Annotated in this window: 22 protein-coding genes and 1 rRNA gene; 6 read left to right on the top strand and 17 right to left on the bottom strand. The window is 43.6% G+C overall.

Annotated features, from left to right (window positions below; genetic code table 11):
* Window positions 1–60 precede the first annotated feature (60 nt).
* The 7 genes from QTL79_RS17630 to QTL79_RS17600 form a co-directional block, all read right to left on the bottom strand.
* Window positions 61–897 carry an IS3 family transposase gene (locus QTL79_RS17630; protein ID WP_346353979.1) on the bottom strand — a complete coding sequence of 279 codons (837 nt, stop codon included), beginning with the start codon at window positions 895–897 and terminating at the stop codon, window positions 61–63.
* Between the two features lie 17 nt (window positions 898–914).
* Entirely contained in the window at window positions 915–1,229 is a 315-nt protein-coding gene (locus QTL79_RS17625) for a hypothetical protein (RefSeq protein ID WP_346353978.1), read from the bottom strand.
* 311 nt (window positions 1,230–1,540) lie between these two features.
* Entirely contained in the window at window positions 1,541–2,197 is a 657-nt protein-coding gene (locus tag QTL79_RS17620; RefSeq protein ID WP_346356256.1) for an MBL fold metallo-hydrolase, read from the bottom strand.
* 104 nt (window positions 2,198–2,301) lie between these two features.
* Entirely contained in the window at window positions 2,302–2,754 is a 453-nt protein-coding gene (locus QTL79_RS17615; RefSeq protein ID WP_346356255.1) for an N-acetyltransferase, read from the bottom strand.
* A 45-nt stretch (window positions 2,755–2,799) separates the two neighbouring features.
* Window positions 2,800–3,435 carry an endonuclease III gene (gene nth, locus QTL79_RS17610; protein WP_346356254.1) on the bottom strand — a complete coding sequence of 212 codons (636 nt, stop codon included), beginning with the start codon at window positions 3,433–3,435 and terminating at the stop codon, window positions 2,800–2,802.
* Between the two features lie 119 nt (window positions 3,436–3,554).
* The gene (locus tag QTL79_RS17605) at window positions 3,555–4,913 is read right to left on the bottom strand and encodes a PFL family protein (RefSeq protein WP_346356253.1); all 1,359 of its coding nucleotides are present in this window, start codon (window positions 4,911–4,913) and stop codon (window positions 3,555–3,557) included.
* A 15-nt stretch (window positions 4,914–4,928) separates the two neighbouring features.
* A complete protein-coding gene (locus QTL79_RS17600) occupies window positions 4,929–5,198 on the bottom strand; it encodes an ACT domain-containing protein (RefSeq protein ID WP_346356252.1) in 270 nt (89 codons plus the stop codon).
* 206 nt (window positions 5,199–5,404) lie between these two features.
* Between QTL79_RS17600 and QTL79_RS17595 the strand changes: the two genes are divergently transcribed.
* The 3 genes from QTL79_RS17595 (at window position 5,405) to QTL79_RS17585 (ending at window position 8,679) form a co-directional block, all read left to right on the top strand.
* Window positions 5,405–5,614, top strand: coding sequence for a DUF896 domain-containing protein (locus QTL79_RS17595; protein WP_346356251.1), 210 nt, complete (start codon window positions 5,405–5,407; stop codon window positions 5,612–5,614).
* A gap of 154 nt (window positions 5,615–5,768) precedes the next feature.
* Entirely contained in the window at window positions 5,769–7,145 is a 1,377-nt protein-coding gene (locus QTL79_RS17590) for a [Fe-Fe] hydrogenase large subunit C-terminal domain-containing protein (RefSeq protein WP_346356250.1), read from the top strand.
* 178 nt (window positions 7,146–7,323) lie between these two features.
* Window positions 7,324–8,679: a pyruvate carboxylase subunit B gene (locus QTL79_RS17585; RefSeq protein WP_346356249.1), complete on the top strand. Its 1,356-nt coding sequence runs from the start codon at window positions 7,324–7,326 to the stop codon at window positions 8,677–8,679.
* Window positions 8,680–8,728: 49 nt separating this feature from the next.
* Here QTL79_RS17585 and QTL79_RS17580 read toward each other — a convergent pair whose 3' ends face one another.
* From QTL79_RS17580 to QTL79_RS17545, 8 genes are all read right to left on the bottom strand, one after another.
* Window positions 8,729–10,390 (bottom strand): nucleoside kinase, encoded by a 1,662-nt coding sequence (locus QTL79_RS17580; RefSeq protein ID WP_346356248.1) that lies wholly within the window; start codon window positions 10,388–10,390, stop codon window positions 8,729–8,731.
* 138 nt (window positions 10,391–10,528) lie between these two features.
* Entirely contained in the window at window positions 10,529–11,521 is a 993-nt protein-coding gene (locus QTL79_RS17575; RefSeq protein ID WP_346356247.1) for an inorganic phosphate transporter, read from the bottom strand.
* On the bottom strand, window positions 11,514–12,140 hold the full coding sequence (locus QTL79_RS17570; protein WP_346356246.1) for a DUF47 domain-containing protein: 627 nt from the start codon (window positions 12,138–12,140) through the stop codon (window positions 11,514–11,516). Before QTL79_RS17570 ends, QTL79_RS17575 begins: the two co-directional genes overlap by 8 nt.
* A 230-nt stretch (window positions 12,141–12,370) precedes the next feature.
* On the bottom strand, window positions 12,371–13,606 hold the full coding sequence (locus QTL79_RS17565) for an aminotransferase class I/II-fold pyridoxal phosphate-dependent enzyme (protein WP_346356245.1): 1,236 nt from the start codon (window positions 13,604–13,606) through the stop codon (window positions 12,371–12,373).
* Between the two features lie 182 nt (window positions 13,607–13,788).
* Window positions 13,789–15,087, bottom strand: a complete 1,299-nt coding sequence (gene asnS, locus QTL79_RS17560; RefSeq protein ID WP_346356244.1) for an asparagine--tRNA ligase — start codon at window positions 15,085–15,087, stop codon at window positions 13,789–13,791.
* Window positions 15,088–15,218: 131 nt separating this feature from the next.
* Window positions 15,219–16,451, bottom strand: coding sequence for an aspartate kinase (locus tag QTL79_RS17555; protein WP_346356243.1), 1,233 nt, complete (start codon window positions 16,449–16,451; stop codon window positions 15,219–15,221).
* Between the two features lie 156 nt (window positions 16,452–16,607).
* Window positions 16,608–17,003 (bottom strand): class II SORL domain-containing protein, encoded by a 396-nt coding sequence (locus tag QTL79_RS17550; RefSeq protein ID WP_346356242.1) that lies wholly within the window; start codon window positions 17,001–17,003, stop codon window positions 16,608–16,610.
* 132 nt (window positions 17,004–17,135) lie between these two features.
* Window positions 17,136–18,251: a hypothetical protein gene (locus tag QTL79_RS17545; protein WP_346356241.1), complete on the bottom strand. Its 1,116-nt coding sequence runs from the start codon at window positions 18,249–18,251 to the stop codon at window positions 17,136–17,138.
* Window positions 18,252–18,549: 298 nt separating this feature from the next.
* On the opposite strand from QTL79_RS17545, the gene uraA reads away from it, so the two are divergent.
* Window positions 18,550–19,827 carry a uracil permease gene (gene uraA / locus QTL79_RS17540; protein ID WP_346356240.1) on the top strand — a complete coding sequence of 426 codons (1,278 nt, stop codon included), beginning with the start codon at window positions 18,550–18,552 and terminating at the stop codon, window positions 19,825–19,827.
* Between the two features lie 66 nt (window positions 19,828–19,893).
* Here uraA and QTL79_RS17535 read toward each other — a convergent pair whose 3' ends face one another.
* Complete coding sequence (locus tag QTL79_RS17535) at window positions 19,894–20,385, bottom strand: YajQ family cyclic di-GMP-binding protein (RefSeq protein WP_346356239.1); 492 nt, start codon at window positions 20,383–20,385, stop codon at window positions 19,894–19,896.
* A 200-nt stretch (window positions 20,386–20,585) separates the two neighbouring features.
* On the opposite strand from QTL79_RS17535, the gene QTL79_RS17530 reads away from it, so the two are divergent.
* Together QTL79_RS17530 and fba are read left to right on the top strand one after the other, a co-directional pair.
* Entirely contained in the window at window positions 20,586–21,464 is an 879-nt protein-coding gene (locus QTL79_RS17530) for an RluA family pseudouridine synthase (RefSeq protein WP_346356238.1), read from the top strand.
* A gap of 99 nt (window positions 21,465–21,563) precedes the next feature.
* Window positions 21,564–22,493, top strand: a complete 930-nt coding sequence (gene fba / locus QTL79_RS17525; RefSeq protein WP_346356237.1) for a class II fructose-1,6-bisphosphate aldolase — start codon at window positions 21,564–21,566, stop codon at window positions 22,491–22,493.
* Window positions 22,494–22,623: 130 nt separating this feature from the next.
* Here fba and rrf read toward each other — a convergent pair.
* Window positions 22,624–22,740 (bottom strand): 5S ribosomal RNA (gene rrf / locus QTL79_RS17520).
* Window positions 22,741–22,898: the final 158 nt, after the last annotated feature.

Raw genomic sequence — 22,898 nt, 5'->3', positions numbered from 1 at the left:
TGAACTGAACCAGAAACAACGTACATAAAATAAAACGCCCAGAAGTAGAATAGCTTTAAATTACGCAAACTGGCATCGTTTTTCATACGGTGTCAGTTTTGTTTTTAGTTGAATGCGTTCAAAATTATAAAAATAGATATACTCATCGATAACCTCGTTAGCCTCTGCAAATGTTTTGAGATGTATTCTCGAAATGCATTCTGCTTTCAAAATACTAAAAAAGTTTTCAGCTAATGCGTTATCATAACAATTTCCTCGCCTTGACATGGACGGTGTAATACCATACTCTTTAGTTAGGTTAAAATACCCCTGTGAAGTGTATTGAAACCCTTGGTCACTATGGAGTTGCAGCTCTGTAGTGACTTTTTCCTTTTTCATGGCAGTTCGAATTGTTTCAAGAACTAAATTTACAGTTTGTTCTGTTCCTGTTTTATAAGCAATAATACTGCGATCAAACGCATCGCGTATCATTGATAAATACAGGATTCCTTGGAGTGTATGGATGTATGAAATGTCGGTAACCCATTTCTGATTCGGCGCAGTTGCTTCAAAATCACGATTGAGTAGATTTTCATATTTATGAAGTTGTTGCTGCATTCTCTTGTATTTTTTACGTCGGCGAATTTGAGATAATAAATTATATTTGCTCATTAAGCGAAGAACGGTTTTCGGATCAATAAATATATTTCTATTCTGTTGAAGCCACAAATGAACCCTTCGATATCCATACGTTCTTTTTGATATTTCTTGGCATACCGCAATTTCTGCTACGATTCGTTCATTGCGATTCGGTTGATTCATGCGATGAACAAAATCATAGTACCCACTGCGTGATACATCAAAAAAGTCACACATTGCAGAGATAGAATAGCTGTCTTGGTTTTTATAAATTGCCATGTATTTTACAGATGGCCTCACTTCCTTCCAACGATTTGAAGAAAAGAACGTAATAGTTCGTTTTCCATCTTTAAACGCTTGATTTCATTATCTCTTTTATCCTGTATGGTAACATAGCTTTTAGGCGGTCTGCCTTTTTTCCGTGGAATAATTCCAGATTCAATCATCTTTTGTTTTCGGTTGTGTCTTCGGATTAGTTCTTTGATTACGTATTTATCCTTAAATCCATAGAACTCGCTAATTTCACGATTCGTTTTGCCTTCTTCTTTCATTTTTAGAACGTCGAGAATAATGTGTTCTCCAAAATGTTTTATTCCTCTTTGCCCTGACATATGAACACCCCCAGTCATAGATTAATTATCTACAACTGGGGGTGTTTTGTCATTGTCCGTTTTTATTGGTTCAGTTCAATCGCCAAACGGGTTTCCTTTTGCAAAGTTAAAAATTCTCGCTCAGCAGCACTTTGATCATATTCTGCGCATTTATTCTAAATGCAATATCAGGCTGTTCCAAACGGCTCTGCGCATCACGAAATTCTCGTTCATATTCATTTAAAATAAAATTTTCATCATGACCTTGTTCAAATAAATCAAGCACAAACTTTTTCGTTTCGTTAACAGCTATTGTGCACTTCTTCCAATAATCACACGTATCTTTTTGCGCTACCACGCCATAGTGCGGTGAAATAATGAAATGATGTTTCGTTTTTTTTACACTTATCAATCGATGCGAGTGCTTCCGCACAGCTTGTTATAAATGCGGGATATACTTTTTCTGACTTGCTCATATAACCCGTTGACTCACTGGCAAACATAATTTTATCATCCAACAAAAACGATAATGAACATTGCGTATGCCCTGTTGTTTCAATTACCCTTACATTCATATTACCCAAACTTATGACATCGCCTTCATTGAGAATATCATCGATCTGCATCAGCTGGTCGTCATATTCGATAAGCGTATTTGCGCCATAAAATCTTGCCGCTTGCTGACCAAGATCCTTAATTTTTTTCAAAGCATTGGGCCTTACGAGGATTTGCTTAGCATGCCTTGCACCAAGCACTCGAGAATTAGGCCATTCTTTTTTCAGATAAGGAATTGCCCCAACATGATCATAGTGCGAATGACTGATAAAAATACAGTCCAACGGTCTTTCAGCCAATTCATGCTTGATATTTTTAATAAGTTGCGCTTCACAATAAGCCATACCACAGTCAAGCAAAGCCGTCTTTGTTTCTCCTTTTACAAGAAAGACATTTCCGCCTTTACCGCCAGTGACATTTATAATGTTCTCCATTCATCGACCTCCATTTCTCATATTCCATCGAATCACAAAAATCCTCCTGCCCGATAAGACAAGAGGATTAATCGCATTTTTCCCAAAAGCTCCTATTGAACGCTCTAAATCTTAATTGTAACCGCGGTTTCGTCGCAATTCGGAAATTTAGGGCAATTTATGCATTCTTTCCAGACTTTATGCGGCAACTCTTCTTTTTGCACTTCGTAAAAACCTAGTTTTGCAAAAAAACCTGGCTGATACGTCAAAGCAAAAATTTCCGTCACGCCAAGCTCGCGCCCTTCTTCAATCAGGGTTTCCACTATTTTTCGGCCAACGCCTTTTTCCTTATATTCCGGCGCTACCGCCATCGTCCTCACTTCAGCCAAGGCATCCCAGATTAGGTGCAACGCTCCCACTCCGACAATATGCCCTTCATCTTCCGCCAGGATAAATTCGCGTAATGATTCATAAAGCACATTGCGCGACCGGGCCAACATAAGTCCCTCCGCAGCATAGTCATTAACCAGTTTATGGATTTGTTCCACATCACTAAAACGAGCTTTCCTATATTGCATGTCAGCCCCTCCTTCTTTTGCATAACTATACCATCTTCACGAATATTATTCAACAACTTTACTAGGACAACTTTCCATTAATGGACAAACTGTGCATAATGGTCTGCGCGCCTTGCATATCTTTCGCCCATGCCAAATCAGCCAATGATGCGCTTCGCTCCATTTCTCTCTTGGAATCGCCTGCATTAATTGATCTTCCACTTCACGCGGCGTATCGCCAACTGCCAATCTCAATCGATTCGCCACACGAAATACATGCGTATCAACAGCAATAGCCGGGACATTAAACAAGTGACTCAAAATCACATTAGCCGTTTTCCGTCCGACACCTGGTAATCTAAGTAACGCGTTCATATCACCCGGCACTTGGCTAGCAAAATCATCAACAAGTATTTGACAAGTCAACATGATATTCTTCGCTTTGCTGCGAAAAAGGCCGCAATCACGGATTTGCTCTTCAAGCCCTTCTACACCAAGTGTCAATATTGCTTCTGGCGTATTATATCGAGGAAACATTCGCTCTGTTATCACATTGACCCGCACATCGGTACACTGCGCAGACAAGATTACCGCAATCAACAGTTCAAAGGGCGTGTTGTAATGCAGGGCCGTCTCCATCCCTTCATAACGCTCTTCTAATAATTGTAACATCATTTGTTTTGTCGCTTTAGTTAACCGCATAGTCATCCCCTTCCTTCTCTATCGTCCTCTTCGCTCTCACCCTAGTCTAAATCCTGCCGTAGCCACGAAAAAAGATGCCTCAACCACACAATTAGCAGTTGAAGCATCAAAATGAAAAACTAATTCGTTAAGCTGCGCACCGGAGCCGGGATACGACCGCCACGAGCAATAAAATCGACACAGGAAAAAGGATTTACCGCCATAATGGGACTGTGTCCTAGCAAGCCGCCGAATTCAACCCAATCACCGACTTTTTTTCCTGGTACCGGAATCATCCGAACCGCTGTTGTCTTATTGTTAATCATGCCAATCGCCGCTTCGTCAGCAATAACGCCTGAAATGGTCGCTGCGGAAGTATCACCAGGCACTGCGATCATATCAAGCCCTACAGAACAAACACAGGTCATCGCTTCTAGCTTTTCCAGAGTCAAGCTGCCGCATTCTACGGCGGCAATCATTCCCGCATCTTCACTTACGGGAATAAACGCGCCGCTCAGGCCGCCTACATGCGACGACGCCATCAGGCCGCCCTTCTTAACGGCATCATTAAGCAATGCAAGCGCAGCAGTCGTCCCCGGTGCGCCGCAACTTTCAAGTCCCATTTCTTCAAGGATATGCGCGACACTGTCACCAACGGCAGGCGTAGGCGCCAGCGACAAATCGATAATGCCAAACGGCACCTCAAGACGGCGCGAAGCTTCCTGAGCCACCAACTGGCCGACTCGTGTGATCTTGAAGGCCGTTTTCTTGATCATTTCAGCTACCGCGCTGAATTCTTGCCCTCGCACGCTTTCGAGCGCACGCTTGACGACACCAGGACCGCTAACACCGACATTGATTACGATTTCCGGCTCGCCGACACCATGAAAAGCTCCTGCCATAAATGGATTATCCTGCGGTACATTAGCAAACACAACCAGTTTTGCGCAACCAATCGCGTCACGCTCTTTCGTCAACTCAGCCGCTTCTTTAATAATTTCTCCCATTTGGCGTATTCCGTCCATGTTTAAACCTGTTTTGGTCGAACCAATATTAACGGACGAACAAACCCGTTCCGTCCGGGCAAGCGCTTCGGGAATCGATGCAATCAATCGCCGATCGCCATTCGTATAGCCCTTTTCAATCAACGCCGAAAATCCGCCAATAAAATTAACGCCAACGGTTTTGGCTGCACGATCCAATGCTTCTGCCACCGGCACAAGACTATCGGTTCGGCAGCTTTCGGCTGCGATAGCAATCGGAGTTACCGAAATACGCTTATTAATAATTGGAATTCCATACTCAGCTTCAATATCTTCACCAGTTCTTACCAGATGCTGCGCTGAACGTGTGATCTTATCATAGATGTTTTTGCAAAATACATCGATATCGGGATGCGCACAATCACGCAAACTGATCCCCATTGTGATGGTTCGCACATCAAGATTCTGCTCTTCAATCATTCGATTGGTTTCCAAGATATCTTGCATCGTTAACATTGCTTTACTTCCTCCTTACACACGATGCATCAGACGAAAAATATCTTCGTGCTGCACCTTGATATCAAGTCCGATTTCTTCGCCGCATTTTCGCAGGACCAATTGCAGCTCTTTCAGGGTCGTATTGCTTTTCCCCATATCAGCAATCATTACCATATTAAAATAGCCATCCAAGATATTTTGATTAATGTTTAAAATGTTCGTGTTGCTATCTGCTAATAATTTACTAACCATAGCAATGATTCCGACACGATCTTCGCCCACAATCGTAATTACGACTTTCATATATATCCCCCTCGCCTTCTTTTCAATAGACACTTTCACTCCTACAGGCAACTGTAATTGTTATCATTATACGCGATTCGAAATAAATTCCAACCCCCTTGTAAATATTTTTTATTTTCAGTTACTTGTCAATACTTTACAAAGCCTTCATTTGCACGTAAACTAATCTTATAATTATTTCCTGCTTATGAAAGGATGGCTATTCGATGACCCCTGAACAAATTGCCCGGATTAATGAATTGGCACGCAAACAAAAAAACGCGCCTCTGACAGAAGAGGAATTGATCGAACAAGCGGAACTACGGCGCGCTTATCTGGCTGCAGTAAAAGCAAACATGAAGGCGCAACTGGATGCCATTAAGCCTATGCCGACACATACTAAGAATTGCACCTGCGGCTGTCACCACAAACATTAATTATCGATTCACTGCAATGAGCTGACTATTATAGTCGGCTTTTTTCGTTTTTTCTAACCCCTTTCTTTGATTTTTCTTTTCTGTCCGATAGGAAAAGACCTCCATCAGCGCAAATACTAGCAAAGAAAACATTTATTAAAGTGGGGTGCAAAATATGGATCAAATTAAAGTAAAGCCCAAAATTCTTTATGAGGTCGCAAAGGCCGCTTGGGAAGGTAAGCTATTAGAAAAACGTGAAGAAATATGCAGTTTGGTCTGTCAAGAATTCCCCGATCAAACAAATCGCATCGCAGTCGCTAATCAAATCCGAATTGCCATGGGGCTTTCGCCGCAGGAAAATGGCGATATATTTGGTCCTTATGATGAGGAAGCATTAATGGGAAACAATGCTGAACCCGTTATCGTTGTAAACCCGGCTGCGTGTCGCTGCTGTTCCCCTGAACAAAGCACCTGCATCGTAAGCTGCCCTCTCGGTGCAATCAGAAAGGACTCTTTAGGCCGTGCTACCATTGATGCTTCCCTTTGCCAGGGTGAAGGACACTGCCTTGAGGCCTGCGCATTCGAAGCCTTGGCAGAAAAAAGTCAATTTGTTCCCCTTATAAAATTGCTGAAAGAAAAGTCAGTTCCCATATATGTTTCTTTAGCTCCCGCTTTTGCCGGACAATTTGGCCCGAATGTTACGGCTGGAAAGCTGCGGACAGCCCTTCTCCGCCTCGGCTTTAGCGAAGTTTTAGAAACGGCTTTATATGCTGACCTGATCACAATGAAAGAAGCGTTTGAGTTCAATGATCATGTAAAAACAGTTGATGATTTCCTGATTACCAGTTGTTGTTGCCCTGTTTGGATTAAACTAATTGAAAATAAGTTTCCGCAGTTGGTGGAACATATTTCACCGTCGGTTTCACCGATGGTCGCATCGGCACGCGTCATAAAATTTTTCAACCCAACTGCCAAGGTCGTTTTCATCGGTCCTTGCATCGCTAAAAAAAGTGAAGCGACGCTGCCTGATTTAGCCGGTGCGGTCGATTTCGTTTTAACATTTCAGGAACTAGCTAGCATTTTTGAAGCTACCGATATTGATCCTTCTTCTGAAGAAGATGAGGAAAATTCCGTTGCTTCCTGGGGTGGACGTGTATACGCTCACACTGGCGGAGTTAGTGGCGCAGTGGAAGAAACGCTAACACGCCTGGTCCCAAAACGTGCACAAAAAATGAACGCCCTGCAAATTGACGGTATTCCTGATTGCCAACAGGCGTTACAAGAAATTGCCGACGGAAAAATCCGCGCTAATTTCATTGAGGGTATGGCTTGCAAAGGCGGTTGCGTCGGCGGACCCGGGCGGATTATTTCTCCAGAAGCTGGCCGAATAACCGTAACAGACTATGCCAATGAAGCAGCTGTTAAAACTCCCGCAGAAAATCCGCAGGTCTACGCCATCTTAAACCGCCTTGGTTACGGCGATGAACTACCGCCCCTTTCCGGCGAAAGTCCCATGGCCACGTTGCTGGCCCGCAAACTCAAGGACAATTAGCAAGTTTTTCCACCATGTATGCAATATACAAATTTTAAATAGGGTGGCAAAATCCATTTAAATACGGTACAATTATATTTGTCTTGAGATTGTTATATATGTAACACATTCGCAAGACAATTCTGAAAATGGTTTTATCAAACAATAAATTCCATAGTAGGAAAAAGGGGGACAACAAATGTCAAGAAAACCTGTACAAATCATGGAAACAGTCCTGCGTGACGGCCACCAATCCCTTGCTGCAACCCGCATGCGTATCGATGATATGTTGCCTCAGCTTGAAGTACTGGACAACATGGGTTATTTCGCTTTGGAGGCCTGGGGTGGTGCAACCTTTGATAGCTGTCTGCGCTTCTTGAATGAAGATCCCTGGCAACGTTTAAAAACCCTGCGTAAACACATTACTAAAACTCCGATCTCCATGCTGCTCAGAGGGCAGAACATTCTCGGTTATAATCATTATGCCGATGATGTTGTCGAAGCCTTCGTCTCTAAAATGGTTGAGCATGGCATCGGCGTCATTCGCGTCTTTGACGCACTGAATGACGTTCGCAATCTGGAAGTCGCTATGAAAGCGGCCAAAAAATCCGGCGCCCATGTCCAAGGTGTTTGCGTATACACCATTAGCCCGTACCACACTGTTGAAAGTTACATTGAATTAGCTCGTCAACTGGTTGAGCGCGGCGCTGATTCCATTTGCATCAAAGATATGTCCGGCTTGCTTCGTCCTTATGTCGCTTATGATTTGGTAAAAGCATTGAAATCGGATCCCAAAGTAGGCGTGCCGATTCAACTGCACACTCACTACACCAGCGGTATGGGCTCAATGACTTATTTAAAAGCCATCGAAGCCGGCGTTGACGTAGTCGACTGCGCGCTGTCCCCATTTGCTTTAGGTACATCGCAACCTTGTACCGAAACCATGATTGCAGCTTTAGAAGGCACGCAATATGATACTGGTTTGGATCGTTCCAAATTGAAAGATGTTGCCATCCATTTTGGCAAAGTTAAAAAGAGCCTGGCTGAAGACTTCAAACTTAAAACTTACTTTGACGTTGACGCCAACGTTCTCGACTTCCAAATTCCGGGCGGCATGCTCTCCAACCTCTACAATCAACTTAAAGAACAAGGTATGGAAGATAAATATCAAGATTTGTTGGAAGAAATGCCTCGCGTTCGCGCCGATCTCGGCTATCCTCCGTTGGTTACGCCTACCAGCCAAATTGTCGGTTCCATGGCTACGTTCAACGTTATGTTGGGTGAACGCTACAAAATGGTACCGCGTGAAGTCAGAGACCTGGCACGCGGTAAATACGGCAAGACCCCGAAACCTGTGGCTGAAGAAGTCCGGGAAAAAATCATCGGCAACGCGGAAATCATTGATTACCGCCCTGCTGACGATATTAAACCGCAAATGGATCTGCTCCGTGCAGAGTTGGGCGAAAAAGGATATGCCAATGCTTCCATCGAGGACGTGCTGTCTTATGCACTGTTCCCTGAAGTTGCTTTGAAATTCTTCTCTACCAACCGTTAATTGACAAAAAATCCTGCTCGATATAATCGAGCAGGATTTTTTTGTCGTTTTATTTATAAAAACAAGATTGACCAATAAACTCACGCAGAATTGAATTGGGCGGTACATCTTCGTCCGGGATCGAGCGGAAATAATTTAAGAAATTAAGCAATCGCCTCGCCTCAGAATATTCTTCCTTATCAGAAGTAACATCAGCCAACAAAGGTTCCGCATATTTCTTCAAAATTCCCAGCTCATAGATTAATGCCGAATTGAACATAATATCCGCTTCTTCCTGATAGGGAAAAATATTTTTTTCTTCCCCTCTTCTAACGGAGGCCCACATTGCCAGCGTCGTAATCGCATCATGTCCGCGAAACTCACTGTCTCTCACAATACGACGAATTAAACGCGTGTCTGTCGTCGGAATTCGGTTATGACTATCAATCGACAATTGCGTCAACGCACTAATGTAGATCTTGATTTTCTGTTCACGCGGAACGACTTGCGTCAGGCGTTCATTCAAACCATGAATCCCTTCAATGATTAACGGTTGTCCTTTTTCAATTTGAATCATATGTCCATTAAATTCACGTTTTCCTGTTTTAAAATTATAAAAAGGCACTTCCACCGCTTCGCCTTTTAAAATTCTCCCTAAATGTTCATTAAACAGCTTTAAATCAATTGCCTCAATCGCTTCAAAGTCAGGTGTCCCATTTTCATCAACTGGCGTACTATCGCGATTCACAAAATAATCATCCAGCGAGATTGGCACCGGCCTAACCCCATTCACTCTAAGCTGGATATTGAGGCGCTGTGCAAACGTAGTTTTGCCTGACGAAGAAGGGCCTGCCACTAAAATTACACGCGCTTCATTGCTGTGCTGGGCAACAAAATCCGCAATTTGAGCAATCTTTTTTTCGTGCAAGGCTTCGGCTACTCGGATGATATCTGCGATTTCTTTGCGCTCGACATATTCGTTTAGCGTTGCCACATAATCGCACTGCAAAATGCTGCCCCATCGCTCCGCTTCAAGAAAGATGTCCGCCAATTTCCGTTGCTCGGCAAAAACAGGTAATTTTTCCGGTTCACTTGCTTGAGGAAAACGCAAAATGAAGCCAGGCTCATAGTATTGCAAGGAAAATACCGGCGTGTAGGACGTGTTTGGCGCCATCATTCCATAAAAATAACCATATACGTCACCACAATAATATACCCTAATACGCTCACGCTTCATTTGCTTCAAATGACGCGCTTTTTCAGCTTGTCCTGCTTCAGCAAAAAGACGCGTTCCTTCCGCAATCGGAACACTTTTCAATAAGATCGGTCTTTTTTCTTCAATCACTTTGCTCATTTCAGCTTGAAGTCTTGAAATATCATCCGGAGTGATTTTCCTTCCGATATGCAACTCACAATACAACCCTTTGCTCAGCGAGTGTTCTACCGTCACTTCGCCCTTTGGAAACAATGTCTTTGCCGCTATAATCAAGACAAAAGTCAAACTGCGCTGATAAACCTTATTTCCCAAATCCGTCTTCAAGTCAAAAAATTCAACAAGACAATCTGTTTCAAGTTTAAACTGTAAATCCTTAATATCATTATTTACTTTAGCCGCAACAATCGGTGTTTCATACTGCACCTGTCGTTCCGCACTAACCTGCAAAAGGCTTACGCCATTGTGGTATTGTTTTTTCTCGCCATTCTTAAACTGCACGCTAATCATTTTGCTCATGCAACAGCTCTCCCTGCTTTTATTTAAAGTATCTCCTTATTAATTAGTCCTTGGTCGGGGAAAATCCTCTAGGAATGCAAAAAAGCGGCATCCGCCGCTTTTTTCTTAATTTACAAAACATCATTTTAACTTAAAATATTAACTAAAAATGAAATGGATGATTTTGTATGCAATTGCACTCACCACAGCCGTAGATGGAATGGTCAGCACCCAAGCCATCAACATTTGCTGTGCAACGCCCCAGCGTACTGCATGAATCCGTTTTGCTGTCCCCACGCCCATGATCGATCCGGATACGACATGCGTCGTGCTGACCGGCAAATGCATTAACGTCGCACCAAAAACAACGATTGAAGAATTTAAATCTGCAGCGAAACCGCTGCTCGGTTCCAATTTGAAAATCTTACTGCCCATCGTATGAATGATCTTCCAGCCACCGGCAGCCGTACCTAAGCCCATAGCCGTCGCTGCTGCAATCTTGACCCAAAGAGGCACTTCCAGTACGCTGATATAACCACTGCTTAAAAGGGCTAATGTGATAATCCCCATCGCTTTCTGTGCATCATTAGAACCATGCGCAAAAGCCATCATAGCGGCTGAAATAATTTGCATCCGCTTGAAGCGCGAATTCACTCGCGTTGGCATCGAATCCCTAAACAACCAAAAAATCAGTGTCATAATTGCAAAACCAACGGCCATCGCGACCAACGGGGAGAGAATCAACGATGCAACAATTTTTAAAATACCATCAAAATTCAAAGCATCGGCCCCGCGTGAAACCAATACGGCGCCCACTACGCCGCCAACAAGTGCATGTGATGAACTACTCGGAATTCCCAGCCACCAGGTAAGCAGGTTCCAGGCAATTGCGCCAACCATGGCCGCCATAATGGTTTCCTGCGTTACCATTTGCGCTGACTTCACCAAGTCGCCGCCAATCGTTTTAGCTACACCAGTGCTGTACATGGCGCCGACAAAATTCAAACCTGCGGCCATCCATACAGCTACCCTAGGCGTCAAAGCTCGCGTTGATACGGATGTCGCTATGGCATTCGCCGTATCATGAAATCCATTTACATAATCAAAAGCCAGCGCTAAGACAACTACTCCTATTATCAACATATCAGGCATATTTCATTACCACGCCCCGCAGCAAATCCGCTACATTTTCACAATGATCAAGCGCTTCTTCCAGACGTTCTAAAACTTCTTTCCATTTGATGATACGAATTGGATCTGGACATGTTTCGAACAGCATCGCCACCTCTTGGCGATACACGCGATCCCCTTCGCTCTCAAGTGCACAAACTTTCTTCACATGTTCTAAGATGTTTTGTTGTTGCCCTTTTATGTTTTTCAACAACTGGAACGCGGCCATCAGTTCACTCGTACTTTCAACCAAAATACGCGCCAATTCACCGGCGCCCGGAGTCGGTTCCCCTGTTTTGTAAAGAACCATTCGTTCAACGGCACCTTGCAACATATCAACAATATCGTCGAGCATCGTTGCAATCGAATAAATGTCTTCACGATCTAACGGGGTTAAGAAGGTTTGGTTCAAACGATCGATAATTGCATCATTGATGTCATCGGCTTTGTGCTCAATATCGGATATCTGCCGCAAATCATCCGCCGCCGCAGACGGTTTTTCCACAATATTCTTTAGCAGGCAAGCCCCTTCATGAACAACTTGGCAACTGTCAACAAACAGTTTAAAAAACTGGTCTTCCTTAGGCTTAAAACCGAACATTATCCATCCTCCGTTTTTGTAGTGATGAAATACTGCACCACAAATAACTATATCACTAACAAGTCACAAACACAATCCAATCCAAGCCAAGCGGACAAAGTTGAAATTTTGCAACAATATAAAACAGCTTCCTGTTTTTTAAGAGAGCAATCCAACGGGTTCACACACGGCTTATTGAATTTCATTAAAAGAGAGAGTGAGGAAATCCCCACTCTCTCCCATTGCTAAAACTATTTCATAGCCGCAGCAATTTTACCAGCCATTCCCGTTATTTTTTTCGCCGTGACGGCACAAACAGCAATCCGAACGCCTTTTTCAAGCGGCACCGCAAAAACATTATCCTTATGCAAGTTTTCACAGACTCTTACTGGATCTGCGGCCGGAATGGAGAGAAAGAAGCCTGCTACATAGGGCAGCATTTTCAAATCGGCTGCCTTGGCTTCCGACGTAAAAATATTCGCCCTTGTACGAATCTGTTGGTAAAACACGCTCCGTTCCGCTTCCACTTGTGACAACAATGTCTTATCATTATAGATTGTCGCCAGCGTATTCATCGCTCCATTATTGATATTGGACCACGTTGCCCGGCTTGTAAACTTATTGATCGCAGTGAATTCTTCCATCGCCTGTTTGTTCGAAGAAACGCCAATCATGGCCCCCGTCCGTTGCCCATACAACGTATAGCCCTTTGACATGCTAAACGCTAAGATCGGCATGATATTGCTCGGTAAGCCTTGCAGTTTACGCATAAAAGTTCGACAAGCTTCCTTTTCTCCGGCATATTCAATATATGCAATGTCAATTAAAGGAACAATCTTCTTCGCCGGATCCTTTGCGGCATCCTTAAACACACGAATGACTTGTTCCCATTCGTTATCTGTCAGGCTGTAACCAGTCGGGTTATGAGCCGGCGTGTTGATGATGACAACCAAATTATTCTGTTTTGCCAGAATCTCGGTGACTTTTTCTGAAAAAGCCTTGATATTAAACTTCAAATTTTCATCGAACAGTGAATAGGTGTCTAATTTCCGCATCGACTCCCGGCAAAAAATGCTGTACGGATCCCAATGCCAGTCGGATGTCAGAACGGTATCGCCAATCTCAGAATAATTCCAAATCGTATGATGAATCGCCCCTGAGCCACCCGCAGTCGCAACCGCTTCGATATAAGCTTCTGGACGTTGCTGACTGAACGTTAAGTCAATCACAGCCTTCAAATAGTCCGGTACACCGGCAATCGGAGCATAAGCAATCAATTTCGTCAACGGCAGATTCTTCATCACTTGCCCTACGGTCGGAATACATGCCAATTGCTCCTCTTCATCCATAAAGGCGCCAATTGTAGCATTGACGACGTTCTCTTTTCCATGAATGGCTGTTGCTGCCACCGCTGCCGCGTTTGCGCCAAAGATTGTGTCTGTGGCAACCTTGCCTTGAGAATGTGTTGCTGCCATGCCATTAGTCATGTTCATTTCCTCCTGCGATTTTGATGTATTTATATAATGTGAAACCAGTATGGCATCCTCCTTACCGGATGTCGCATACTGGTTTCGCTACTATCAAACACCTTAACCGACACCTAGCAATAGATTATCGATAACTTGGTAAAATCCTGCCTTTGAAGAAATTGTATACTGAGTACTTTTTATCAAGGATACATTTTATGTAACATACGTGGGAATGGAATCGTTTCGCGTATGTGATCGAGGCCACAAATCCAAGCTACCGTACGCTCTAATCCCAAACCAAAGCCCGAATGAGGTACCGAGCCATAACGGCGCAAATCCAAGTACCAGGCAAAGGCTTCTTCTGGCAGACCATGTTCTTTAACGCGCTGTTCCAAGAGCGCCAAATCGTCAATACGCTGCCCGCCGCCGATAATTTCACCATAACCTTCCGGTGCCAGCAAATCAGCGCCCAAGACAACCTCTGCGTTTTCCGGATCCGGTTTCATATAAAACGCCTTGATTGCCGTCGGATAGCGGTGAACGAATACTGGTGCATCAAAATGGCTGGATATGATCGTTTCATGCGGCGCACCAAAATCATCGCCCCAGGTAAACTCTTCGCCCGCTTGTTTTAACAACTCCACCGCCTCCGTATAACTAATGCGGGGAAACGGCTTTTGAATTCGTTTTAGACGTTCCACATCACGTTCTAAAATTGCCAATTCTTTCGGACACCGCTCTAACACACGTCCAATTGCATAGTGAACCATGTCTTCTTGCAGTTTCATATTTTCTTCCATATCAAGATACGCCATCTCGGCTTCAATCATCCAAAACTCAAGTAAATGACGGCGCGTTTTAGACTTTTCAGCACGAAAAGTCGGACCAAAACAATAAATTCGTCCCAATGCCATCGCATTCGCTTCATTGTATAGTTGACCGCTCTGCGACAAATAAGCTTTTTCTCCATGATAATCGAGTTCAAACAGATTTGTCGTTCCCTCACAGGCCGCAGGCGTAATAATAGGCGCATCGGCAAGGACAAAGTCATTTTGATAGAAGAATTCGCGCAACGCATGTTCGACTTCGGATCGAATTCTCAATACCGCCATTTGGCGCGGCGAACGAATCCAAAGATGACGGCGTTCCATGAGAAAATCAACGCCATGCTCTTTGTGACTGATCGGATAATCTTGCGCCGGTGTAATGACTTCAAAATTTTGTACCAGCATCTCATAACCACCAACAGCACGTGGTTCTTCTTTTACAACTCCAGTAATCTTCAGTGATGTTTCTTGTGTCATGTTTTTCGCAACCGAAAAAACATCCTCACCAAGATCATTTTTTGCTACTATACATTGCATGAGACCACTGCCGTCTCTGACAATTAAAAAAGCAATTTTACCCGAAGAACGCAGATTATAGAGCCACCCCTGAACCGTCACTTCTTGACCTATGTGGTCGTGCAAATTCTTAATCAAACTAATCGTCAAACCCACTCACTCCCGTCATGATATTGGTTCCTACAAACAGGTTATTCCGTCTCAAACGTAAAATTCCTGCTTTGGTCTCCCCAAAAGAACAAAAAGAAGCAATGTGTTTGTAAAAAAGAAAGCATGCTTTATCAGTCTTATGCTTCTTTTTTAAAGAAACAATCATGAATCGCATTTACAGCCGTCTTCACGTGTTCCGCCTGAATCAAGCAGGAAATGCTAATTTCCGAAGTACTGATAACTTCAATGTTAATACCGGCTTTGCCAAGTGCACCAAACATTTCAGCCGCAATTCCCGGATGCCCTAGCATTCCGGCGCCAACAACAGAAACTTTGGCTACGCTGTCGTCGACTTGTACCCCGCCAGCCTTCATCTGCCTGCCAATTTCTTCGCTAATCGCTTTTGCTTTCGGCAAATCCGATTTGGCTACGGTAAACAACATATCAATAATGTTCTTTTCTTCATTCCGAACACTTTGTACGATCATATCAACATCGACATTCGCCTTTGATAGTTCAGAAAAAATGGAATAAGCAATTCCCGGCTGATCCGGAACGCCTAATACCGCAATTTTAGCAACATTGCTATCGTGCGCTACACCGCGAACGACTGATTCTTTTTCTTCCACGTCACATACCTCCTTGATTATGGTTCCATCATTTTGTGAAAACGTAGAGCGCACATGGATCGGAACACCATAATGCATACCCATTTCTACAGAACGCGGTTGCATAACTACCGCACCCAAGCGAGCTAACTCCAACATTTCATTATAAGTGATTTCCTGCATTTTTTTCGCACTTGCTACAACACGCGGATCAGCCGAATACACGCCATCAACATCTGTGAATATTTCGCAAACATCCGCTTGAAGACCTCCCGCCAAAGCAACGGCTGAGGTATCCGACCCACCCCGTCCCAACGTCACAATATCGCCACTTCCATTCACACCTTGAAAACCGGCAACAACGACCACTTTTCCTAACGCAAGTTCTTTTTTTACCCGTTCTGGCTTTACATTTAAAATGCGGCCTTTGGTGTAAGAATGATTTGCCTCTATACCGGCTTGTGCTCCTGTTAAAGCAACCGAAGGCTGACCTAGTTTTTGAAAAGCCATTGCCAACAACGAAATCGTAATTTGTTCCCCTGTAGATAAAAGCATATCCATCTCGCGCGGAAAAGCATATGGGTCAGCATTCAGCTCTTTTGCCATCGCGATCAAATCATCCGTCGTATCTCCCATTGCCGATACAACGACAACCATCTTATCTTCGGGTTTCTTTTCTCTTAAAACGCGTTCCGCCACAGCCATGATTTTTTCCGTAGTCGCAACAGAACTGCCGCCAAATTTTTTTACAATCAGTGCCATAACTCTCCCCCTATCTATGCAAAACAAAAATATATTATAATTATATTCTCTTTAAGCAAACATTTTCCTCCTTGCAGAGGACAGAAATATTACAAAAAAGAACACCTCTGTCAGAGGCGTTCTTTTTTGTAATATTTTCAATTGCAACCCTGCGTTTTATTCAACGACTGTTATCGTTTTTGAACTTTCCCATAAACCATGAATATTACAGTACGAGGCAGCTAACAATGTACCTGACGTCGTTAGTTTAAGTGCCGCTTGCGCGCTTGCCTCACTGAATACCGGTCCTTTATTGGGTCCGTCTACGGCCTCGCCGTGCGCATTGAATTCAACGTTAGCTACATCATAAACAAACTTACTGTTATCCGGTTTAAAATAGAGACGAATCCAGCGAATATGGTGCTCTGTAGTATGCGGATGCGCAATTTCCTTGCCGACGCAAATCCCTACATGGAAAACTTCACCTGCTTTTACTTGTTCGGGCGCCTCTATGACTGGTGCATGTTTTTCAGCTTTCCAGTCAGCTGTTTGCATCACTTCTGAAAATTTCATAATATACATACTCCTCATCAATTGTATTAGCAAGTCATTATCTTGCTGATATAATATATTTGACCTTATTATGAAAAACCCTTCTTTGATTGCAAATTTTTAATAATAATAATAATAAATTACGTCATCTTTTTATTTAAACAATTTTATTTTAAGTGCACGGACAAACTGTTGCTCCATGTCGCCCCATTCTTCCGGCTTCGTTTCTGGAATGGGAATAAAATCGAGGGATGTATCATTGGCAAAATTTGCTTGCAAGCGTTGCAAGGCAATTAAAGGCGTCGTTCCAAGACGTGCTACTGCCTCAAACGTTTCTCGCTCCAGCCGCATTGCAATCAGGCACTCGTTGTTTGCATTTTCTTTTGACATTCCTGACAAGTACAACGTTTGAAAACTCGGTATATTGGCAAAGACAAAACAAGCAACCTGCATAAGAATCGCCGCACAAAGTTCAACATATTGTTTGTTTATTGCACGCATTTCTTTATCCGTATAAATCGGTCGACCGGATGGTTGCAATTCTGAAGTTTGTTTCGGAATAATAGTTTTAGGCGGAAACCATACCTGCATGCTTGGAATATTCTTGCAAAGTTCAACATCTACCGTTAACGGAAACGGAAAATTAATTGTAATCATTTGCGCATCCAACTTGGCAAAAACAGCTGAAATTTCACCATCCACCAGTTTTTGAATGACTTGAATCCGATCTTCTTCCGCCACATCATGATTGGTTCGTTGTTCATCAATCAGTCGCTGCTCCGCGCCTTCTCGGCGCGCAATCTCAATTTTCGCTCCCTCAATCGCTTCGCGAATCGCATTTTGCCGCTGCGATATCGTCCAATAAGTCCAACCAACAATTGCAAATACGGCAATTCCAGCTGTCCATAAAATCACAGGATTATTGAAGATAATCAGGCAAAAAAGCGCTGCCATTGCCAACGCCGCACGCGTCACCAACGGCGTATAGTATTTATTCTCTACTGCAATACGCGCTTCTGGAATAAGCGAAGAAAAATCAGTTCTAGGAGGTTCAATCCAAGGTTCCTTTTCTAATAAAGGAGCATAATCGATAGGTTCGTATTCGAAATCAGAAACACTTTGCAATTTAGCTTCTACCGCTTTCGAATGCTCATGTTCCTGCCGCCAGCGCTCAATTTGATCTACATGGCGAAAATATAACTCATCTACATAAACTTGCGTATTTTTTTCACGTGGTTCACGTCCACGTTCGGTGCTTTTTTTTGTCATTCAGGAATCCATCCTTTCCTCTGCATAGAAGTTACAACATATATTATAGCTATCTATATTCTACTCAACTTTGCACGGAATTCCCAGTATAATATTTAATTATAAATATAGACAGCCTTTTAATTTTGTGCTATATTGTGTTAAGGAATTTTACCTTTAACTTAGTCCAGAGAGGCTAAAAAGGTGCACAATAAAGCGTTTTAATTACGCTAAACTGTTTTGTGTAACCGTTAGCTCTCAATATGAGCTGGCGGTTTTTTATTTTTCGCCGTCACAAAATAAGGAGGCATTTATTTTTATGAACACACGCATTATCCAAGTTGAGGATCGACTTCCTCTTCTGCAGACCGTCCCACTTAGCTTACAACATTTATTTGCCATGTTTGGCGCAACCGTATTGGTTCCCATTCTGTTCAAAGTCAATCCCGCAACGATTTTACTCTTTAACGGTATCGGCACCTTACTCTATCTCTTTATTTGCAAAGGAAAAATCCCAGCTTATCTAGGATCCAGTTTTGCTTTCCTTTCTCCCGTCTTCATCGTGTTGCCGCAATATGGTTATGCAGCAGCGCTCGGCGGCTTCATCATCGTCGGCATCATCTTTTCGCTCGTCGCACTTAGTCTTGGCGTCATCGGAACAAAATGGATAGACGTTGTCTTTCCACAGGCCGCTATGGGTGCGATTGTCGCAGTCATCGGACTTGAGCTAGCCCCTGTTGCCGCCGACATGGCTGGGCTGACGGCAAAATCAGTGGATTTTAATGTAATCAGTGTCTCCCTTTTCACGCTGGCAGTCACCATCCTGGGGTCGATTTTATTTCGCGGTTTTATGGCCATCATTCCTATTTTGATCGGCGTTTTATCTGGCTATCTACTTGCATTACTGCTTGGGCTCGTCAATCTCGATCAAATCGTCTCCGCGCCTTGGATTGCATTGCCAACACTTTATACGCCGGAATTTAATTGGTCTGCAATTGCAATCATTGCTCCGGCAGCACTGGTCGTCATCGCCGAACACATCGGTCATCTCGTCGTAACAGGCAATATTGTCGGTCGTGATTTGATGAAATCGCCAGGACTTCATCGTTCGCTGCTCGGCAACGGTCTTTCCACAATCTTATCCGGTTGTTTCGGCTCAACACCCAATACAACCTATGGCGAAAACATTGGCGTAATGGCTATTACCAAAGTGTATAGTACCTGGGTAATCGGCGGCGCTGCCATATTTGCAATCATTCTCTCCTTCATCGGAAAACTGGCTGCCGCAATTCAAAGTATACCGGTACCCGTCATGGGCGGCGTTTCCCTTCTGCTGTTTGGCGTCATTGCAGCTTCCGGTATTCGGATGCTAGTCGATTCTAAAGTCGACTACAGCCAACCACGTAACCTGATTTTAACCGCGGTTGTTTTGATCCTTGGCGTCAGCGGTGCTAGCCTAAGTATCGGAACGGTCGCACTAAAAGGCATGTCCCTCGCGACAGTCGTTTCCATCTTACTCGGCGTTTCATTCAAGATTTTTGATGTTCTTGGTTTAAGCAATCTCTCAACGGGCACTACCGAAGAAAAAGCCAGCTAATCTCATTTACAGTAAAAAGGAAGGCAAGGATAACTCCTTGTCTTCCTTTTTTTTCACCACATTTAATTAACGATAATTGACGAATTGTAATTCAACGCCGAAGTCTTTCTGACGCAGCTCCGCAATGACCTGCTGCAGATCATCCTTATCCTTTGCACTAACACGAACCTGGTCTTCCATGATTTGTGCCTGTACTTTTACTTTCATTCCTTTGATTGCGGCAATTACTTTTTTAGCAGCTTCCTTATCAATGCCTTTTTTAATCTTGATCACTTGTTTCACCGAACCGAGTGATCCGGAATCTACCTTGCCATAATCCAAATTCTTTAAGGATATGCCGCGTTTGACCAATTTGTTTTGCAATATATCCACTATATTTTTTAGCTTCATATCATCATCCGCAACAATTTTTATTTCATTGTTTTCCAAATTAACAGATGACTTACTACCGCGAAAATCAAAACGTTGACCAATTTCTTTCGTACTTTGATTTACGGCATTATCGACTTCCTGCATCTCCACTTCTGATACGATATCAAACGAACAGTCCTTCGCCATAGATATTCCTCCTGTGTTTTCCTGCTTAGTACACTTCGATCCGCTGTTTCTCTCACACCAAACAGCAACGCTTAAATGCTAAACAGACTTCTAACCGATTTAAATTAATTCGCACTGATTTCATATTTTCCTGCCAACTGAAACAAAATAATATATAATTTAGCAATAGAACATATAATTTTTACATTGAGAGGGTCCCTATGCACATCTTTGCGATACCTATTGAATCGCCCACTTCATTATCGATTAAAGAGTATCTGCGCCGCCAAATTGGTCTTTCTTTGTCCTCCTGGCGAAAATTGAAAGCCGAAGGTGAAATTTTAGTTAATCAGATGCCTGTCTCTCCTTCTTCTCTCCTTCCACCAGGATGTGAACTTACAATCCGCTGGTTTGGTGAAAGAAGCCAGTTAAAACCAGCTGAGATGCCGCTCTCCATTGTGTTTGAAGATGATGCACTACTTATCATCGATAAGCCGGCGGGAATATTAGTCCATCCCAGTAGCTTAAGCAATGAACTGACGATTGCCAACGCTGTAGTTCATTATTTTCAAACCCAAAACCAGTACTGGCATTTTCATCCTGTCCACCGTCTTGACCGTAATACTTCCGGCCTGTTAGTCATTGCGAAGACCCCCCATGTTCAACATGTACTTTCACAAAATGATTTTTCTCTGCAACGAAAATACTTGGCGCTAGTCGAAGGTCATCCAACACCGGCAGAGGGCCAGATTGATTTGCCAATAGCACGTCACCCTGACAGCATCATCTTGCGCCAAATCTCAGCAACCGGACAGTCTGCCTGTACGCGTTACCGTACGCTCCAAACAGGTCCGTCTCACGCATGTTTAGAACTAGAACTTCTAACCGGGCGGACGCATCAAATCCGCGTCCACATGTCTGCCATAGGAAACCCGCTAGTTGGTGATGACTTATATGGAGGTTCGACAAAATTTCTTGCACGTCAGGCACTTCATTCGGCTTGTTTATCTTTTCCTCATCCGTTTACCAAAAAAATACTATCGTTCCAGACTCCATGGCCGCAAGACATTGCTCAAATAGCAGCCGACTTACTCTGTTAGATTTTTACAATATCCCTCTTCACTGTAAAAATCACGTTCCATAATGCATTATTCTATAGTATAATGTAAGTATTATTTATAACTAAGGGGGAGATTCTTTTGCCATTAGTAACTTCAAAAGAGATGTTTAAGAGAGCCTATGAAGGACAATATGCCATCGGAGCTTTCAATGTTAACAACATGGAAATTATCCAAGGCATTGTTGACGCTGCTAAAGAAGAAAAAGCACCTTTAATCCTTCAGGTTTCCGCTGGCGCACGCAAATATGCCAAGCATATCTATTTAATGAAATTAGTCGAAGCAGCTGTTGAGGATTCTGGTTTGCCTATCTGCTTGCATCTTGACCACGGCGATGATTTCGAAATTTGTAAATCCTGCATAGATGGCGGCTTTACCTCCGTCATGATTGACGGATCCAAGCATCCGTTCGAGGAAAATATCGAATTAACCCGTCGCGTCGTAGAATATGCTCATGAACGCGGTGTAACCGTAGAGGCCGAATTAGGCCGTCTGGCTGGCGTAGAAGATGCCGTAAAGGTTAACTCTAAGGATGCCACTTACACCGATCCTGACGAGGCTGTAGAGTTTGTCGAACGTACTGGTTGCGACTCCTTAGCAATTGCGATTGGCACTAGCCATGGCGCTTTCAAATTCAAAGGAGAACCTAGCTTAGACTTCGCTCGTCTCGAGAAAATCTCAAAAATGCTGCCTAATTACCCGTTGGTACTGCATGGTGCATCTACCGTGTTGCCTGAATTCGTTGCAAAATGTAATGAATTCGGCGGTCAATTAGCTGGCGCCCAAGGAGTTCCTGAGAGCATGTTATTGCAAGCCGGAAAATTCGGTGTCTGCAAAATCAATATCGATACCGACCTGCGCCTAGCAATGACGGCATCAATTCGTGAACATTTTGTGAAGAACCCTGGCGACTTTGACCCCCGCCAATATCTGAAACCAGCTCGTGCAGCCATCCAAGGTATGGTTCAGCACAAAATCAAAAACGTATTAAACTGCAGCGGCCGTCTCTAATCGATAGCCTAAGCCCTCTTCGATGCTGGAGAGGGCTTTTCTCTTTTTCTTCTCGCCCTTTCTGATTTTGTAGTTCAAAGCATTCCAAGACAGAAAAAGACCGTCTGCACATTCATGCAGACGGTCTTTTAACCGGCAACTCCCTATCCTCCCAGGCCGCTTCCAGCCAAGTACTTTCGGCGTATGTGGGCTTAACTGCTGTGTTCGGTATGGGAACAGGTGGGACCCCACAGCCATCATCACCGGATACCAATTGCGCTGAATCCTTCATTTGCTGCGTTGCTGTCTGCGCTCCTCGCTCAACGTAGCTTCCGCTACGCCTTCGCTCTGGTGCTCGACGCGCCTTGCAACTGAAGTTTCATCTCAATTGTCAATTTACAGGTGAACATTTCCGAAGAATATATT

Source organism: Azotosporobacter soli, from assembly GCF_030542965.1.
In the GTDB taxonomy this organism is placed as follows: Bacteria; Bacillota; Negativicutes; order SG130; family SG130; genus Azotosporobacter; species Azotosporobacter soli.
Note: the sequence above shows the minus strand (reverse complement) of the source record. Positions and strands in the feature narration are given on the sequence as shown.

Bases quoted from the DNA above. Each gene is read 5' to 3' on its own strand.
- QTL79_RS17630 (WP_346353979.1), bottom strand. From the start codon at position 897: ATGGCAATTTATAAAAACCAAGACAGCTATTCTATCTCTGCAATGTGT.
- QTL79_RS17625 (WP_346353978.1), bottom strand. From the start codon at position 1,229: ATGTCAGGGCAAAGAGGAATAAAACATTTTGGAGAACACATTATTCTC.
- QTL79_RS17620 (WP_346356256.1), bottom strand. From the start codon at position 2,197: ATGGAGAACATTATAAATGTCACTGGCGGTAAAGGCGGAAATGTCTTT.
- QTL79_RS17615 (WP_346356255.1), bottom strand. From the start codon at position 2,754: ATGCAATATAGGAAAGCTCGTTTTAGTGATGTGGAACAAATCCATAAA.
- nth (WP_346356254.1), bottom strand. From the start codon at position 3,435: ATGCGGTTAACTAAAGCGACAAAACAAATGATGTTACAATTATTAGAA.
- QTL79_RS17605 (WP_346356253.1), bottom strand. From the start codon at position 4,913: ATGTTAACGATGCAAGATATCTTGGAAACCAATCGAATGATTGAAGAG.
- QTL79_RS17600 (WP_346356252.1), bottom strand. From the start codon at position 5,198: ATGAAAGTCGTAATTACGATTGTGGGCGAAGATCGTGTCGGAATCATT.
- QTL79_RS17595 (WP_346356251.1), top strand. From the start codon at position 5,405: ATGACCCCTGAACAAATTGCCCGGATTAATGAATTGGCACGCAAACAA.
- QTL79_RS17590 (WP_346356250.1), top strand. From the start codon at position 5,769: ATGGATCAAATTAAAGTAAAGCCCAAAATTCTTTATGAGGTCGCAAAG.
- QTL79_RS17585 (WP_346356249.1), top strand. From the start codon at position 7,324: ATGTCAAGAAAACCTGTACAAATCATGGAAACAGTCCTGCGTGACGGC.
- QTL79_RS17580 (WP_346356248.1), bottom strand. From the start codon at position 10,390: ATGAGCAAAATGATTAGCGTGCAGTTTAAGAATGGCGAGAAAAAACAA.
- QTL79_RS17575 (WP_346356247.1), bottom strand. From the start codon at position 11,521: ATGCCTGATATGTTGATAATAGGAGTAGTTGTCTTAGCGCTGGCTTTT.
- QTL79_RS17570 (WP_346356246.1), bottom strand. From the start codon at position 12,140: ATGTTCGGTTTTAAGCCTAAGGAAGACCAGTTTTTTAAACTGTTTGTT.
- QTL79_RS17565 (WP_346356245.1), bottom strand. From the start codon at position 13,606: ATGACTAATGGCATGGCAGCAACACATTCTCAAGGCAAGGTTGCCACA.
- QTL79_RS17555 (WP_346356243.1), bottom strand. From the start codon at position 16,451: ATGGCACTGATTGTAAAAAAATTTGGCGGCAGTTCTGTTGCGACTACG.
- QTL79_RS17550 (WP_346356242.1), bottom strand. From the start codon at position 17,003: ATGAAATTTTCAGAAGTGATGCAAACAGCTGACTGGAAAGCTGAAAAA.
- QTL79_RS17545 (WP_346356241.1), bottom strand. From the start codon at position 18,251: ATGACAAAAAAAAGCACCGAACGTGGACGTGAACCACGTGAAAAAAAT.
- uraA (WP_346356240.1), top strand. From the start codon at position 18,550: ATGAACACACGCATTATCCAAGTTGAGGATCGACTTCCTCTTCTGCAG.
- QTL79_RS17535 (WP_346356239.1), bottom strand. From the start codon at position 20,385: ATGGCGAAGGACTGTTCGTTTGATATCGTATCAGAAGTGGAGATGCAG.
- QTL79_RS17530 (WP_346356238.1), top strand. From the start codon at position 20,586: ATGCACATCTTTGCGATACCTATTGAATCGCCCACTTCATTATCGATT.